Source organism: Bacteroidota bacterium, from assembly GCA_037133915.1.
In the GTDB taxonomy this organism is placed as follows: domain Bacteria; phylum Bacteroidota; class Bacteroidia; order Bacteroidales; family CAIWKO01; genus JBAXND01.
In genome coordinates this window covers 71,295-89,197 of record JBAXND010000005.1, presented here as the reverse complement: position 1 = coordinate 89,197, position 17,903 = coordinate 71,295, and the positions used below count along the sequence as shown (strand labels likewise).

General features: G+C 44.6%; 11 protein-coding genes. 10 read left to right on the top strand and 1 reads right to left on the bottom strand.

Translation table 11 applies throughout. From position 1 onward, the window contains the following. Window positions 1-99: 99 nt before the first annotated feature. A complete protein-coding gene (locus WCM76_03135; protein ID MEI6764607.1) occupies window positions 100-2,154 on the top strand; it encodes a CotH kinase family protein in 2,055 nt (684 codons plus the stop codon). 12 nt (window positions 2,155-2,166) lie between these two features. Here the strand turns inward: WCM76_03135 and WCM76_03130 are convergent, their stop codons facing one another. Beyond that, window positions 2,167-2,919 carry a hypothetical protein gene (locus tag WCM76_03130; protein MEI6764606.1) on the bottom strand — a complete coding sequence of 251 codons (753 nt, stop codon included), beginning with the start codon at window positions 2,917-2,919 and terminating at the stop codon, window positions 2,167-2,169. Between the two features lie 152 nt (window positions 2,920-3,071). Between WCM76_03130 and WCM76_03125 the strand changes: the two genes are divergently transcribed. The 9 genes from WCM76_03125 to WCM76_03085 all read left to right on the top strand — a co-directional run bounded on the left by WCM76_03125 (window position 3,072) and on the right by WCM76_03085 (window position 17,890). Next, complete coding sequence (locus tag WCM76_03125) at window positions 3,072-4,937, top strand: T9SS type A sorting domain-containing protein (protein MEI6764605.1); 1,866 nt, start codon at window positions 3,072-3,074, stop codon at window positions 4,935-4,937. A 280-nt stretch (window positions 4,938-5,217) separates the two neighbouring features. Then, window positions 5,218-6,549 carry an FAD-dependent oxidoreductase gene (locus WCM76_03120; GenBank protein ID MEI6764604.1) on the top strand — a complete coding sequence of 444 codons (1,332 nt, stop codon included), beginning with the start codon at window positions 5,218-5,220 and terminating at the stop codon, window positions 6,547-6,549. Continuing rightward, on the top strand, window positions 6,549-7,793 hold the full coding sequence (gene preA, locus WCM76_03115) for an NAD-dependent dihydropyrimidine dehydrogenase subunit PreA (GenBank protein ID MEI6764603.1): 1,245 nt from the start codon (window positions 6,549-6,551) through the stop codon (window positions 7,791-7,793). Before WCM76_03120 ends, preA begins: the two co-directional genes overlap by 1 nt. Before the next feature lie 112 nt (window positions 7,794-7,905). Further along, on the top strand, window positions 7,906-9,264 hold the full coding sequence (locus WCM76_03110; GenBank protein MEI6764602.1) for an aminotransferase class III-fold pyridoxal phosphate-dependent enzyme: 1,359 nt from the start codon (window positions 7,906-7,908) through the stop codon (window positions 9,262-9,264). Window positions 9,265-9,299: 35 nt separating this feature from the next. After that, window positions 9,300-10,682 carry a dihydropyrimidinase gene (hydA, locus tag WCM76_03105; protein ID MEI6764601.1) on the top strand — a complete coding sequence of 461 codons (1,383 nt, stop codon included), beginning with the start codon at window positions 9,300-9,302 and terminating at the stop codon, window positions 10,680-10,682. Between the two features lie 106 nt (window positions 10,683-10,788). Further along, window positions 10,789-11,655 carry a nitrilase-related carbon-nitrogen hydrolase gene (locus WCM76_03100; protein MEI6764600.1) on the top strand — a complete coding sequence of 289 codons (867 nt, stop codon included), beginning with the start codon at window positions 10,789-10,791 and terminating at the stop codon, window positions 11,653-11,655. A gap of 184 nt (window positions 11,656-11,839) precedes the next feature. Then, window positions 11,840-12,211: a DUF6660 family protein gene (locus tag WCM76_03095; protein ID MEI6764599.1), complete on the top strand. Its 372-nt coding sequence runs from the start codon at window positions 11,840-11,842 to the stop codon at window positions 12,209-12,211. An 88-nt stretch (window positions 12,212-12,299) separates the two neighbouring features. Further along, entirely contained in the window at window positions 12,300-16,673 is a 4,374-nt protein-coding gene (locus WCM76_03090; GenBank protein MEI6764598.1) for a CusA/CzcA family heavy metal efflux RND transporter, read from the top strand. Between the two features lie 38 nt (window positions 16,674-16,711). After that, the gene (locus tag WCM76_03085) at window positions 16,712-17,890 is read left to right on the top strand and encodes an efflux RND transporter periplasmic adaptor subunit (protein MEI6764597.1); all 1,179 of its coding nucleotides are present in this window, start codon (window positions 16,712-16,714) and stop codon (window positions 17,888-17,890) included. The last annotated feature ends 13 nt before the right edge of the window (window positions 17,891-17,903 follow it).

Genomic DNA, 17,903 nt, shown 5'->3' with positions numbered 1-17,903 from the left:
CCGGTAATAATTCTCCGGATACAATTTATTTAATATTTATGTTCCTGCATATCACTAATTCCTATTTTTGCGGTTACACTTCTGCAAATACAGTTCCCGATGAAACATTTCTTCACCTGCCTCATGTTGCTTTTCTCCTTTCTTAATGGCTTTTCCCAGACCTACACCGGAACCGGCGGTTCCATTACTGACGACGGACAACCAAATTACTATATAATTAACGTGTCAGGAATGAACCCGGCTATTATCAACGGCAGTCACGGGCTGCTTTCGGTTTGTCTTGATATCACCCATACCTACGATTCTGATCTGGATGTTAAACTGATTGCTCCCGATGGAACAACGGTTCTGTTGTTCAGCGGAATCGGCGGCGGCGATGATAATTTTACCGGAACTTGTTTAAACGACAGCGCGGCCACCATGATAAGTACCGCAACAGCACCCTTCACGGGTACGTTTATCCCGATGGATATTCTTGGAAATGTGAATAACGGTCAGAATGGAAACGGCAACTGGACACTGAAAATAACTGACACATACGCGGCTGATGCCGGCACGTTGAATAACTGGTCGCTGGAATTCGGAAACAATCCGAGCGCACCTTTTGTAATGGATTCGTCGAACCTGCCGCTGGTTCTTATTAATACAAATGGTCAGGAAATACCTAACGAGCCTAAGATTACGGCCTCCATGAAAATTATTGATAACGGCCCCGGAAATTACAACCACATAACGGATGTGGCGAATGCTTATGACGGAAGTATTGGCATTGAAATCCGCGGCTCCTATTCGGCCAGCCTTCCCCAAAAGCCTTATGGGGTTGAAACCCGCGATGCACTGGGAAATAATCTGGATGTGCCGCTGCTCGGCATGCCTTCTGAAAATGACTGGATACTTTTTGCACTCTACAACGATAAGGTTTTTATGCGTAATACACTTGCGCATAAATTATTCGAGCTATCGGGGCATTATGCCACTCACAGCCGCTTCTGCGAATTGCTGGTCAACAATAACTACCTTGGAATGTACCTGCTAATGGAAAAGATTAAACGGGATAAACACCGGGTGGATATTTCAAAACTTGATGCCGACGATAATGCAGGCGACAGCCTCACCGGGGGTTACATCATTAAAATAGATTATCACGATGCCAACAATAGCTGGTTGTCGGGCTTTTCGCCTGTCGACCATTCTAACCTGGATGTGTATTTTGTTTATGAATACCCTGATCAAAACACCATTACAACACAGCAAAAATTATATATTCAGAGTTTCATGGAATCCTTTGAGAACGCTCTTTACAGCAGCCATTTTACCGAACCTGCAACGGGATACCGTGCATGGATGGACGTTCCGTCGTTTATTGATTATTTTATTGTGAATGAGGTTTCGCGGAATAATGATGGCTTCAAGAAAAGCTGGTACATGAGCAAAGATAAGGACAGCAAAGACAAGCGGCTTAATTTCGGACCGGTATGGGATTTTGACTGGGCATGGAAAAATATTAACGAGTGCCCGATCTTTGCTGCTACCGATGGTTCGGGATGGGCATATAAGATAAATGACTGCGGCCCGGACGTGAACTCTCCCGGCTGGGCAGTGCGGCTCATGCAGGACAGTACCTTCACCCATCAGCTCAATTGCAGGTATTTTACGCTCCGGCAGACAATTTTAGATACCGCGTATTTGTTCAGCTACATTGATTCTGTGCATATGCTTGTTGAGCAGGCACAGGCCCGTCATTACAGAAAATGGCCCATACTCGGCATTAACGTCGGAACTCCTGAAATTGGCCCACAGCCTACAACATATGATGGTGAAATCACAAAATTCAAATCCTGGATCAGTGACCGGCTTGCATGGCTCGATGCAAATATGCCTGGAAGCTGCCCCGATCTGAGTGTAGCTGTTTCGCAAGATGATTCATTTATTCGCGTATTCCCAAATCCGACGGGTGGTCTTGTTTTCGTCGAGTCGGAAGCTATGCTCAGCAAGATTGAATTGTTTGATATTACCGGAAGACCCGTGCTAAATATAGATATGTGTAACAGCAGTACAATGATTGATTTGACGGCACTTCAAAACGGAGTTTACATCCTGAAATACCACCATAAGAACGGAAGCACCGGCATCCAAAAGATTATCAAAGAATAATCATCCATTTTCTTAAAAATGAACGTTCACGCTTATTGTAGAAAGCGGATTGAACTTGAAGTTTTGTTTTACATCTTCTCGTGATGACTCATCGCTCGCAGCATTGCTGGGGTTCCGTTTGTATTTCGAACCAACTACTTCATGAAAATAATCGCATCCGGTTTCAATTGAAACCGAAAGTGCCGGCACTATAAAATATTCTGCTCCGACAAATGGTCCGCCGCCGATGCCTGTTGTGTAATTATTAACGCCATAATCGATCGTATAATCAGTCGGGTAAGCATTGTTGGTTGTTGTATAATCTTCATCATAAGTCATGTAATTATATTTGGCATCCACACCAACATAAATGTGGCATTTATCGAAAACAAAATCCCGCTGATACCCAACACTGGTAAACATATCCATCAGCGTATTTTTATATTTTGTTAAACCGCCACTTGTTAAAGATGTTGAATTCCTGACATTCTTTTGCGTAGTGTAATTAAAGCCAATATTGAACCTCAAGGCATTATTTCCGAAACGATAGCGGTACCCTATTCCATAATTCTTTTTATTAAAAAAACTGCTCGGCAAATCGTAATAAGCATAATCATCATCCATCCAGTCATAATAAAATAAATATTCGAAGAAATCATTCTGACTCCGGTTAGCGATGTTATTTACCATGATGCGTATATCATGATGTTTGACTTTTGCTTCCTGAGCATTTGCAGATATTGCCGTAAACACAAGTGCGGTTAATAATAGAATGGTCTTTTTCATAAGGCGCGGATTAATGATATTTTTATTAACCTTCAAATATACATACAAGCCACTAACAATATGTTAATTTAACTGAAAAAAATATCAACAGGGCATTTTTTGTAATTCTTAACAATATTTTACGAAATTTGCGTCAACAAATACATCACACTATGAAAACAAACATTCTACGATTAACATCTGTATGCTGTGCCATTATCCTTTGTATAATGACCGGCTTATCCCTCCCTACCCTGAATGCTCAGAACTGCATGATGAAGCCGGTTTCATTGCAGCAACGAATAAATAATTCGAGCATCGTAATCGAAGGCAGGGTAGTTTCAAAGCAATCGTTTTGGAACGTTCAAAAAACGATGATTTTTACACAATACGATGTTACTGTGTATAAATATTTCAAAGGGAGCACCGACAATTTGAACATCACATTACTTGCAGAAGGTGGTCAGGTGGGTGATGAGCTGATTACATTAGTTCCAAACATTGATTTAGCCGTTGGCGACGTCGGTATTTTTGACCTGACTGAAAATAATCTTGTCAGTAATATCAGCTTCAGCAATCCAGCTTATCAGGCTTACGCAGGCGGTCAGAGCTTTATCCGCTATTTTAAAAACAGAAACATTATTTCCGGGGTCTATGATTCCTACGAAAATATTGACCTGCTTTATCAAAAAATATCATCAATCACACATCAATCATTTGTTGAATTGTCGTCATTCTCTGCTAAAGATTATCTCAGCATACATGCGAATAACAATAAAAGTGTTGTTATCAGTTCTATCTCGCCTCTCACAGTTACTGCCGGTACTTACACCGAGATTACAATCAACGGAAGCGGCTTTGGAACTATTCCAACCAGTATATGGTTCCACGATGCCAACAATACACCGAACGGTATCATTTCGCCGCCTACTGCCTGCAACCAGATTATTAGCTGGAGCGACACCCAGATTAAAACGTATGTGCCCACTCAGGCCACGAGCGGTACTGTATATATATTAGGTCCTGACACGATTTACTATGGATCTCCCCAACCGCTTGTTGTCACCTATAATATTACCAACTCATACCTTTCAAGCGACGGAGGCGCTACCTATAAATCCTTCACCTTTGACCTTGTAAATACGAATACCACAGGCGGCTATACATGGACTTTCAATAACGATTTTTATACAAATACCAATGCCGTGGCACGGTTCACATATGGTCTTGATTTATGGCGATGTGCCACAGGCGTGAATTGGAAAACAGCAGGCGCAGCAACGACGGCAACAGGGATAAGCCAAATGGACGGAACAAATGTAATTTCTTTCGACAATACGGCTGCACTCCCCGCGGGCACGCTGGGAAGAGCAACTTCCTTTTATGATGCATGCCAGGCGGGTGGCTCAACGTACAGGTACCTGAAAGAATGTGACATCATTTTTAATCATACCATAAGCTGGAATTTCTTAACGGCATTGCCTGCCACCAATGAATATGATTTTCAAAGTGTGTCAACGCATGAGATAGGTCATTTTGTGCAGCAGGGACATTACGGAGAATTGGGAGATGTGATGCACTGGGCGCTTGACAGCGGAATGACCGCCCGAACACTTCGACCGGCATATGAGATATTGGGTGCAAATTATGTTCTTACCAGAAATAACGCCAATGAACTCGCGGTTATTGGTAATACAGGAGGAAGTACTGTTGCCAATCCCTGCGGTCCCGCAGCCATGACTTTAAATTATACCGGTTGCTCAGGATCATCGACAGAAGAAATGCCTTCCGGAACAAATGCAGTAATTGTTTCTCCCAACCCATTCAATGAAAACACATTTCTCACTTTCAGTAATCCGGATAATGACCTGCTTACATTACGTATTTACGACACGGACGGAAGGTTGGTTCAGCAATTTGAAAAGATAAGCGGAGAATCGTATAAGGTTGAAAGTAAAAACCTCACTGAAGGTATTTATTTCTTTATGCTGTTCAGCAACCAAAAACTTTTTGGCACAGGAAGACTGATTGCTGAATAGATCAATTAAATTGCTTTAATTGCAGGTAAAATGCAATACAGGTATTGCCTGCTTTTGCAATCACTTGTGAAAATTGCAGTCTCTACTTTCCGGCTATTCCAAAACAATATCGATTCGGGAAATCGCCTGATGACTCTCTTTGTCATAAAAAAATGTTTACTTTTATACTTGGCAAATTTTTGATGTGTATTCAATAAATGCACGTCAGACAGATTTCTGATTGGGTATATAAATAACATTATCTGACACGTTGTAATAACATCAATTTCAGGAGGCAAAAATGGAGAAAACAAAATCATACACCTTTGAAAATGGATTTGATATTCAGCAGGCATTAGCCGAAGCAAACCGCTGTTTGCTTTGCTATGATGCACCCTGCTCCAAAGGCTGCCCCGGAGGAACTGACCCCGGTGCGTTTATACGGAAACTGAGAATGCGCAATATCACAGGCGCCATCCGTACCATAAAAAATAATAATGTTCTCGGTACTGCTTGCGGTATTTTATGCCCAACAGCTCAACTCTGCGAAAAAGAATGCAGCGCTACAAGTATTGACAAACCTATCCGCATCGGGAAAATTCAACGATTCCTGATGGAATATTCGTGGAATCTTGATTTTGATTTCAGTGCCGGAGACGTTGTTGAAAAACAAAACAGCGCAGTTGCCATTGTTGGCTCCGGACCAGCAGGTATTACTTGCGCTGCAGCTCTTGCAAAATTGGGTTACAGTGTCACCGTTTTTGAAGCCCGTGCCGAAGCCGGCGGCGTGCTGCGTTACGGTGTTCCCGACCACCGCTTTCCGGTCAATTATCTTCAGAAAGAACTGGAGCCTATCGTAAAACTGGGCGTTACATTCAAATGCAATACAACCATTCATGGCGACGGCGCTGTTGAGAATCTTCTGAACACAGGATTCGACGCGGTATTTGTTGCAACCGGCCTGTGGAATCCGGCCCGCCTGAACGATAAAAATATCAAAGGCGTTTTCTCATCCACAGAAATTCTTTCGAAGATGAAAGAAGGGAATTCGAAGCTGATTGAATCACATTTAAAAGATAAAACAGTGGCTGTAATCGGCGGCGGATCCGTTGCCATGGATTGCGTTGAAACATCTGTTATGCTTGGCGCAAAAGATGTTTATCTTGTTTACCGACGGTCATTTTTGCAGATGCCTGCCGAGGAAGACGAAAAGCTGAACATCCTGAATGCTGGCACACATCTGCTATTGCTCAATCAGCCGATTGATTATATTGAAAAAGATGGCAAGGTTTCCGGAATACTTTTACGCCGCACCGAACTCGGGGCCGCTGACAAAGACGGTCGCCGTAAACCCATTGAAATAGCCGGTTCCGACTGGGAGCTCAAGGCTGATACCATTATTGAAGCCATTGGCTCCGGTACCGCTGATGCAGAATATAAAATGTATCCCAACGTAAAAGTTGAGAAAGAATTGATAAAGACGGATGCTGCAAGCTGCGCCACATCTGTTCCCGGAATATTTGCCGGAGGCGATATTGTGAACGGTCCCGCACTTATTATAAAAGCCGTGCGCGACGGCAAAAAAGCAGCGGCCGCCATTGACCATTACATCAAAAACAGGAGGGTAAAATAATGAAACATAAGATAGATTTATCGGTTGAGTTTTGTGGTGTGAAGTTTAAAAACCCCTTCCTGCTATCATCATCACCGGTATCAAACAGTGCCGAAATGGTGGGTCGTGCATTTGATGCAGGTTGGGCCGGAGTAGCCTATAAAACCATCGTTTCAGACAGGCTTCCCATCATTCATCCGTCGCCACGCATGAAGGACTATAGCTACAACGACGAAAGGCTCATCGGACTGCAGAACGTGGAACAAACCTCTGACCGCGGATTACAAGCGAATCTCAGAGACATGACGTATTTAAAAAAACATTGGCCGGATCATATTTTAATGGCGAGTATCATGGGCTTCTCAAACCAGGAATGGGCAGACCTTGCCATTGCTGCAACCGAAGCCGGTGCCGACATTCTTGAACTGAATTTTTCCTGCCCCCACATGACCGTTGAAGGCTCCGGTGCCAAGGTTGGTCAGGTAGAACATCTGGTACAACAATTCACAGAAACAGTTCGCAAGGTTACACACCTTCCGCTGGTTGCCAAAATGACACCGAACATTACCGATATGAACGTGCCCGCACTCTTCGCCAAACGCGGCGGTGCCGACGCAATTTCAGCCATAAATACGGTAAAAGGATTGTCGGGAATCGACATTAACCAGATTGTTCCTACGCTGAACGTGTTTGGAAAAGGCTCAATCAGCGGTTACTCAGGTCCTGCAGTGAAACCTATCGGACTGCGCTACATCGCAGATCTGGCTCAGAATAAAGAACTGGGACTTCCCATCTCAGGCATGGGCGGCATAGAAACATGGATAGATGCCTTGGAATATATTCTGCTTGGCGCGAGTACGGTGCAGGTCACAACAGGTGTGATTCACTACGGATACGGCATTGTTGAAGATATGATTGAAGGATTATCAGACTACATGCAGAGCAAGAATATCGCGCATGTTTCTGACCTTGTTGGTAAAGCATTGCCCAGTTTGTGCGAGACCGATCATTTCGATTTGAAACGTCAGGGTATTGCCAAATACGACCTTGACCGCTGTATCGGATGCGGACAGTGTTTCGTAGTGTGCAACGATTCGGGCGGACAGGCACTTGAATGGGACAGTAACAAACGCAGACCGGTACCCCTTGAGAACAAATGCCTGAGCTGTATGGTATGCAGTTTCGTGTGCCCGGTTCATAAAATGATTAATTATTACGAAATGCCCTCCGACTGGGTAAGAGATGAAACGATAACGATGGGGTAAACATAGTCGAAAGTCGAAAGTCGCCTGTCCGCCTTTAGCGGAAAAATTTGAAAAATTATTGACTTTACAAGCAGAAATTAAAAAATTAATTCATAATAAAACGTATTAAATAATGGACGAATTTATTTCAACTGAAGAGAGTGCCGAACTGGTAAACGAATCAAAAAAATACACCTTTTTCCCCTGGAACAAACAGGCAGGGCTTAATCCCGAAATCATTGAGAAAGCAGAAGGTGTTTATTTCTATACAGCCACAGGCAAAAAATTCCTTGACTTTGCATCACAGCTGGTCAACATGAACATAGGACACGGCAACCAGCGCGTGACACAGGCCGTTGTGAAGCAAATGGAAAAACTCTCTTTTGTTTGCCCGGCACTGTTTACAACAAAAGTAAGAGGTGAGGTTGGTCGCAAGATCGCAGAGATAACCCCCGGTGACCTTACCAAAACATTTTTCACGCTCGGCGGAGCCGAAGCCATTGAAAACGCGATGAAGATGGCCCGTTGGTTCACGGGAAAACAAAAAATACTCACCCAATATCGCTCGTATCACGGAGCTACACATGGCGCCATTGCTGCCGGAGGCGACCCCCGCAATCAGCCCATGTATCAGAATCTGATGCCGAATATCGTACATTTCGAAGGACCTTTCCCCTATCGCTGCCCATGGGGAAGCAAAACGGCCGAAGAAAGCTGTGTGATGGCTCTGAACCACCTTGAGCGCATCATTCAGTTTGAAGGACCACAAACCATTGCCGCCATCATCCTTGAAGGCGAATCGGGCACATCGGGCTGCACAAAATATCCTGACGGTTACTGGAAAGGCGTGAAATCGCTTTCAGAAAAATACGATTTCCTGGTAATTGATGATGAAGTAATGAGTGGATTCGGACGGACCGGCAAATGGTTCGGCATTGAGCACCATGGCGTAGTGCCCGACCTGCTTGTGTTTGCCAAAGGCATCACTGCCGGGTATCTGCCTCTGGGCGGCGTGGTAGCTTCCGAAAAAGTGTCAGCATTCTTTGATACAAACCCGCTTGTCACGGGACTTACACACTACGGACATCCTGTTTGTCTGGCTGCCGCGAATGAAGTACTCGACATCTACAAAGATGACAACATCATTGAAAATGCGCGCCTGATGGGCGAATACGCCGATTTGCGCGTGGCACAGATGGCAGAAAAACATCCGTCGATAGGCATATTCCGCAACAGAGGTTTGCTGGGCGCGATAGAACTGGTGAAGAACAGAGAGAATAAAGACCCAATGGCTCCATGGAATGCCAAACCTGCCGAGATGGAAATCATGAGCAAGGTGGCTGCGAAAATAAAGGAATCGGGCGTTTACGCGATGATTCGCTGGAACTGGATTTTTGTTGCACCTCCGCTTACCGTGAATAAAGCTGAGATGGACGAAGGTCTTGATGCCATTGAAAAAGGAATCGCCATCGCCGATACGTTTTGTTATTAAATTGTACTGAGTACTAAATACTAATTACTGAACTTATGTCAACCCTGATAAAAAATGGTCGCATCATTACTGCCGCCGATGATTATGTGGCAGATATTTTTATTGAAAAAGATACCATCACCACGATTGGAAAAAACCTTGATGTAAAAGCAGACAAGGTAATTGATGCCAGCGGAAAGCTAGTATTTCCGGGCGGTATTGATCCGCATGTGCATCTTGACATGCCTTTTATGGGAACCGCGTCCAGCGATAATTTCGAGACCGGAACCCGCGCGGCACTTTTTGGAGGAACCACCATGGTGATTGATTTTGTGATACAGAAAAAAGGCGGAACGCTGCATGCAGCCCTCGAAGAATGGAAAGGTCGTTCGGCCGGTATCGCCGTTGGAGATTACGGATTTCATTTTGCCGTAACCGATTTCAACGAGACCACACGTTCCGAAATCCGTGACATGATTGAGAAAGAAGGCATCACTTCGTTCAAGGCATTCATGGCTTACAAAGGCTCTCTGATGATTGACGATAACCAGATGATGGAGCTTATGGCAGAAATTGAAAAGTTTGGAGGACTCGTTTCCGTGCATGCCACCAATGGCGGCATGATTGATTATCTGGTTACAAAACATAAAGCGGAAGGAAAACTCTCGCCTTTGTATCATTATCTTTCGCAGCCCGAGGTTACCGAATCGGAAGCCACGGCACGCTTCGCCGATATGGCTCATTTTACCGGAGCCACATCATACGTGGTTCATCTTACCAGTGGCGACGCCCTGAATCATCTGCGCGAAGCAACAAAAAGAAATCAGAACGTATATGCCGAAACCTGTCCGCAATACTTAGTTCTCGATGCGTCTGTTTATGATAAAGGATTTGAGTCAGCCAAATGGGTGATGAGCCCTCCTATCCGCGAGAAAAAAGATCAGGCGGCCCTGTGGGCAGGTATCAGTCAGGGATTGATACAGACCGTTGCCACCGACCATTGCCCTTTTATGTGGGAAGAAAAAAAGATGGGTGAAAAAGATTTCTCGAAAATACCGAACGGCGCACCGGGCATTGAACACCGCATGGAGCTGCTATTCTCCGAAGGCGTTGCCAAAGGACGTATCAGCCTGAATAAATTTGTAGAGCTGACATCCACCAATGCAGCAAAAATATTCGGTTGCCATCCCCGCAAAGGGACTATTGCCATTGGTTCTGATGCCGACATTTTAATATTTGACCCTAACGAAAAACACACTATTTCTGCCGGCACTCACCATATGCGCTGCGATTATTCAGCCTATGAAGGATGGCAGGTAACCGGAAAATGCAAGACCGTACTGCTGCGTGGCGAAGTTGCCATTGAGAACAACGAAGCAAAGGTGGGCAAGGGTTTTGGTACATATATTAAAAGGGCTCCGTCGCCAAAAGCCCTGTAAAAAGGCTGCCTGAAATAGTAATTCGGCGCTCGTTACAAACGAACGCCGGCAACATTTGTAAAGAAACAAACTGAACATAATAGTATTAACCAAAAATCTGTAAACAATGCCGAGAATAATTAAATCAGGACTTATTCAGATGAGTCTGCCCATGACCGAAGGCGAAGGCACCATCAAGGAAATTTGCGATGCCATGATCCAGAAGCATATTCCGTATATCGAAGAAGCCGGTAAAAAAGGCGTTCAGATATTGTGTATGCAGGAGATTTTCAATACGCCGTATTTCTGCCCGGGACAGGATGCCAAATGGTACGCTTCCGCAGAATCAGTGCCCGGCCCCACAACCGAGCTTCTGGCAACCTACGCTAAAAAATATCAGATGGTAATAATTGTTCCATTGTATGAAAGGGAGCAGGCAGGCGTGCTTTATAATACCGCCGCTGTAATCGATGCCGACGGAACCTATCTGGGCAAATACCGTAAAAATCACATCCCTCATACCGGTGGATTCTGGGAAAAATTCTACTTCAAACCCGGTAATTTAGGCTATCCTGTGTTCCAGACGAAATATGCCAAAGTGGGTGTGTACATCTGCTACGACCGTCATTTCCCCGATGGCGCGCGCTGTCTCGGACTCAATGGTGCGGAGATTGTTTACAACCCGTCGGCAACTACCGTCGGCATGTCGCAATATTTGTGGAAACTGGAGCAGCCTGCCCATGCCGTTGCCAACGGATATTTTATGGGATGCATCAACCGCGTTGGTACAGAGAAACCCTGGAATCTGGGTCATTTCTATGGTACATCTTATTTTGTTGACCCCAGAGGCAAAATATTCGCCTGCGCGTCTGATGATAAAGATGAATTGCTAGTTGCTGATTTTGATCTTGACATGATTGACGAAGTTCGTTCTACCTGGCAGTTCTTCCGCGACAGACGGCCTGAAACTTACGGCAAGCTCACGGAAATATAGTTCCCGCTAATTTGTATTTAGCAATTAATCCAAAAGAGAGGCAATCAAATGACGATTGCCTCTCTTTTTTATACAGTCAGACTCCCCATACCCACATTACAGAAATAATCTACAGCCTCCATTAAGGGGTAAAAATATACCTGCCTTATCTGCAGACAGCATCGAATTTTTGTATCTTTGCGGCGTGAAGCTGATTTATGCCATCATAAGCATTTATGTACTCTGTCTGGCGGTATATCCCTGTCAGGATAATGGCTGTGGCGAGTCACACGAATCGCATTGTGCCTCCATTCCCGGGAAACACGATGCCGCAAACGACGTGGGGACAACCGGAAAGCACGACCTTGCCGGCACCCATCATTCCGGAGGTAAAGATGAATGCCATCACTGCTCCCCTTTTTGTATCTGTAACTGCTGCCAGGGACATACCGTCGTGGTCATGCAGAGTTTTTTCGAGCTTCTTAACATTATGCCTGCCCAGCGGCCGAACGCAATTATAAGCGAGCCCTCCAAAGGAATAGCCTACTCTATCTGGCAACCGCCAAAAGTCAGTTAATACCATCATTTCATTTCTTATTTAAGCAAGCATACTGCCTGTGGCATGTTGCATTGCATGTACGGTATTAACGCTAATTACGATTACCATGATAGAACGCATTCTCAAATTCTCCATCAAGAATAAACTTATTATCGGTCTTTTGGTTCTGGGCTTAATAGGCTGGGGTATATATTCTCTTAAAAAGCTGCCGATTGATGCTGTCCCCGACATCACGAACAATCAGGTTCAAATCATCTCGGTAGCACCCACGCTGGCCGCCAACGAAGTGGAGCAGTATATCACCGCTCCCATAGAAATTTCCGTCGCGAATATTCCCGATCAGCTGGAGCTTCGTTCAATTTCACGGCTCGGATTATCGGTGGTAACGGTAGTGTTCAAAGATAAAGTAGATATGTACTGGGCACGTCAGCAAATTTCGGAAAAGCTCAAAGAAGCCGTGGCACTTATCCCCGATGGTGTTACAACACCAGAGCTGGCGCCCATTTCAACCGGGCTGAGCGAAATTTATCAATACACACTGAATGTAAAACCAGGGTACGAAAATAAGTACAACGTAATGGAACTTCGCACCATTCAGGACTGGATTGTGAGGCGCGAAATGCTCGGCACACCCGGCGTAGCCGATGTTAACAGCTACGGCGGGTATCTGAAGCAATATGAGGTATCAGTGAATCCCGACAGGCTGAAGGCAATGAATATTACGTTAACGGATATTTTTACCGCACTGGAAAAGAACAACCAGAATACGGGAAGCGCTTATATAGAAAAGAAACCACAGGCTTACTTTATCAGAGGAATCGGGCTGATAACCTCTCTGGAGGATATCAATAATATTGTTGTAAAAACAACCGATAACGGCCTCCCGGTATTGATACGCGATGTCGCACAAGTGCATTTCGGTGCAGCTCCCCGCTACGGTGCATTCATTGTAGATACCTTGGGCGAAGGCGTTGGCGGCGTAGTAATGATGCTCAAAGGGAAAAATGCATCGGAGGTAATTGATGGTGTGAAAGAGAAAATTAAACTGATTGAAAAATCATTGCCCGAAGGGGTTGAGATTGCACCCTTTTATGACCGCACCGATCTTGTTGACCGAGCTGTCGGCACAGTTTCAGAGAACCTTATACTCGGCGGTTTGATTGTAATTTTTGTGCTGGTATTGTTTCTGGGAAACCTGCGCGCAGGGCTTATCATTGCATCAGTTATACCGCTCTCAATGCTGTTTGCCATCTCACTGATGAACCTGTTTGGTGTATCGGGCAACCTGATGAGCTTAGGCGCCATTGACTTCGGACTGATTGTTGACGGCGCGGTGATTATAGTGGAAAGCGTAGTGCACCGAATAACGCAGAGCAAGTCGCACCATCAGGGACTTGCAAAACTTTCGTCAAAAGAAATGGATCATCAGGTGCTGGGCTCGGCAAAAAGAATGATGCGCTCAGCCACTTTCGGGCAGATTATTATTTTAATCGTGTACCTGCCGATACTCGCATTGGTTGGGATTGAAGGCAAGATGTTCCGCCCAATGGCCGAAACCGTGACCTTCGCAATTATGGGTGCTCTAATACTATCACTTACTTATGTGCCCGTAGCATCAGCACTGTTTCTCAGCCGCAAAACCACGCACAAAAAGAACATCTCCGACAGGCTGCTGAACGGTCTGCAAAGACTCATCAGCCCGCTGCTTAATTTCGCGCTCAAACATAAAATTTCGGTGGTGATAACCTCTGTGGTATTATTTATTTCGAGTCTGTTACTTTTCAATTCTTTAGGAGGTGAATTCATTCCTCAGCTTGAAGAAGGAGATCTGGCGGCAGGTGTAATGACCTTACAGGGAGGCTCATTATCAAATACCATTGAATCGGTAGAGAAAGCAAACAAGATACTGATGTCGAGGTTTCCTGAAGTAAAGCATGTGGTCTGCAAGATAGGTACCGGCGAAATTCCAACCGATCCGACACCTATGGAAACAGGAGATTACATCATTGTAATGAAAGGTAAAAAAGAATGGACATCGGCAAAGACACGTGAAGAAATGATGGAAAAGATGCAGGACGCCTTATCCGATTTGAAGGGTGTAGTATTCACGCTGCAGCAGCCCATTCAGATGCGTTTTAATGAACTGATGACCGGCTCCAAGCAGGATGTGGCCATTAAAATATTCGGAGACAATCTGGATTCGCTGTCGGCCATCGGCAATAATATTGCAACGCTCGTCAGCCCCATTGAAGGTGTTGAAGAAATAAATGTAGAACAGGTTACAGGTTCGGGACAGGTTCAGATTATTTATGACCGGAACAAAATAGCCCAGTACGGATTAAACATTGCTGATATCAATAATCTGGTGAAGACTGCATTTGCAGGGAATGTTGCTGGTGTTGTTTATGATGAAGAAAGGCGCTTTGACCTGGTGGTGCGCTTCGATAAAGAATACAGAAATGATATTGAATTCATAAAAAGCCTCGCAATTCCGTTGCAAAACGGAAACTGCATCACCCTCGACCAGATTGCCAATGTAGGCATAAAGACAGGAACCGCACAGGTTTCACGCGAGAGCACCAAGAGGCGCATTACTGTTAGTTTCAATGTGCGCAACCGCGATGTACAGTCCATCATCAAAGAAATCAGCAGCAAAATTGATAAGAACATTAAGCGTCCGCCCGGATATTATATCACCTACGGCGGGCAGTTCCAGAATCTGGAAGCAGCCAAGGAACGCCTGAGCGTAGCTGTTCCGGTAGCCCTGTTGCTCATTTTTGTATTGCTGTTCTTCACTTTTGGCTCATTAAAACAGACTATGCTCATTTATTCGGCTGTACCGCTTGCGCTGATAGGCGGTGTGGTGGCCTTATTCCTGAGAGACATGAATTTCAGTATCTCTGCGGGAGTTGGTTTCATTGCACTGTTTGGTGTGGCGGTACTGAATGGCATTGTGCTTGTGGCCGAATTCAATCGGCTTGAACGGGAAGAAGGCATCTCCGATATTTATGAGCGTGTACGCAAAGGAATTAAATCAAGGTTGAGACCGGTCATGATAACGGCAGCTGTTGCATCGCTCGGCTTTTTGCCGATGGCGCTGTCGTCGTCGGCAGGAGCCGAAGTTCAGAAACCGCTTGCAACGGTAGTTATCGGAGGATTAATATCGGCAACACTGCTCACACTGATTGTGCTGCCGGTGCTCTATATATTATTCTCGGGAAGAAGAAAAAAAGAAAAGCCTGAATTAGTGAATCTCCTGATTATTACCTGTATTATTTCCCTGTTTTCATTCTTTGCAAATACTAACAGTGCGTCAGCTCAATCACAAACAGGTACAAAATACACACTGGAACAGGCTATTGATAAGGCATTGGACAATAACGGAACCATACGTTCCGCCGCGTTGCAGGTTGAATATCAGAAAAAGATTAAAGCCGGAAGCTGGGAATTTCAAAAAACGGGAATTGATTATTCGTACGGTCAAACCAATTCGTTTGAAAAGGATAACGGCTTTACGATAAGCCAGTCTTTTCCGTCAATCTTCCAGAATGCAGGTCGATGCGGACTTGCAGCAGCCTACGTCAAAAATGCTGAACTGGGACTTTCACTCTCACGCAGTGAGGTAGCTGCCAATGTTCGTTCTGTGTACAACAATCTTTTGTTCAACTATTCAAAACTTAAACTATTGTTGTTTCAGGATTCACTCTATGCCAATTTTCTGAAAGCTGCCGAACTAAAAAACTCGGGTGGCGACAGTCCTCTGCTCGAAAAAGTAACCGCCGAAACGCGCTCTATGGAGATTAAAACAATGCTGAATCAGGTGCGCTCCGACATACTGATTGGCAGGCAAAACCTCGCGGTGCTGATGAATGTGAAAGACCCGGTGAATATTGCAGATGCTGAACTTTCTAAAATCGATTTTACCTTTTCATCAGACAGTGCAGCGCTTTCCGGAAATCCATCACTCGCCGTGATGAAGCAGCAAATTGCTATAAGTAAGAAGGAAACTAGTCTTGAAAAGCTACAGCTGATGCCCGATATTTCTATCGGTTACTTTAATCAGTCAAATAAAGAACTCAACAACGACCATCGTTTTACCGGCATACAGGCAGGCATTTCAATTCCGCTGATTTTTGGCTCGCAGACAGCAAAAATTCAGGCAGCTAAAATAAACGAACAAATCGCTCTGACAAATTATGAAACCTACAATTCAGGCGTTCAGGGCGAGTTTCGGAATCTTCTGCAGGAATATCAGAAACAAAAATACGCGCTTGATTATTACGAAAACAAAGCAGTTCATCAGGCTGATATGATTATAGAGCAATCAGGTAAAAGCTACATAGCCGGCGATATCGGATACATCGAGTATGTCGCTAGTCTTGATAAAGCGCTTGAGATAAAGACAAATTATCTGCAATCGCTCTGCGATCACAATCAATCAATCATAGCTATTGACGCGCTTTTAGGAAAAACAAAATAAAACCATTTCGCCTTATGAACTTAATAAACAAAAATAAAATGAGAACACCACTCGCAGTTATTATCATTGGCTTGTCGTTATTCATGCTGGGTTGTACCAGTCGCAACGGAGATGCCGAAAAAACGGAAGAACACGAAGTACTTCCGCCGAATACGGTGGAGATGAACGACGCACAGATCAAAGCTGCCGGCATTGAACTCGGCACCGTGAATCAGATGATGCTGAATACCCAGTTAAAGGTCAGCGGCCTCGTGAACGTTACACCCCAGAATTTAGTGTCGGTTTCCGCAATCATGGGCGGATACATAAAAAGCATCAGCCTGGTGCAGGGCAGCCCTGTAACCAAAGGACAAGTGATTGCAGTCATTGAAAACCCCGATTTTATTGAGCTGCAGCAAAATTATCTGGAGAGCAAAAGCAAACTCGAATATGCAGAAACAGAATGCAACCGTCAGAAAGATCTGTATCGTGAGAATGTGGCTGCCGCAAAAACATATCAGCTTGCATTGTCGGAATACAAAGGCTTACAGGCAAAAGTTTCGGCACTTATACAGAAGCTGAAGCTTATAGGTATTGATGCTTCAAATCTGCAGAATGAAAAAATTACCGGCGCTGTTTCTATTGTTTCACCGATAAGCGGCTACGTAAAAACGGTAAGTGTAAATGAAGGAAAATACGTAAATCCAACGGATGTGATTGTTGAAATTGTGAACACTCAGAATCTCACGCTTGAGCTGACCGTTTTTGAAAAGGATATTGCAAAAGTAGCCATCGGACAGAAGATAAATTTTGCAGCGCCCGACAGTCCCGAAAACAAACAGAGCGCGCTGATTTATCAGGTCGGGAAGGCAATTAATAACGACAGAACGGTAAAGGTTTATGCTACCGTTGAGAATACAAACAAGAATTTGTTGCCCGGTATGTTTGTGAATGCTACCATAGAAAAACAAAATGATTCTGCAACCGTGCTTCCGCAGGAAGCCGTGCTTTCTTTCGAAGATAAAAACTTTATTTTCACCTTCTATGAAACAAAGAAAGAAGGCGACAAAGTAGTGACACTTTACCAGATTGTCGAAGTAGAAAAAGGCGTAACGGAAAATGGGTTTACGCAAATCACACTGCCCAAAAACTTTGACCTGACCAGGAACAGAATTGTTGTAAAAGGCGCGTACAACCTGCTCTCTGCCATGAAGAATGCAGGCGATATGGCGTGTTAAACAGGTAATAGGT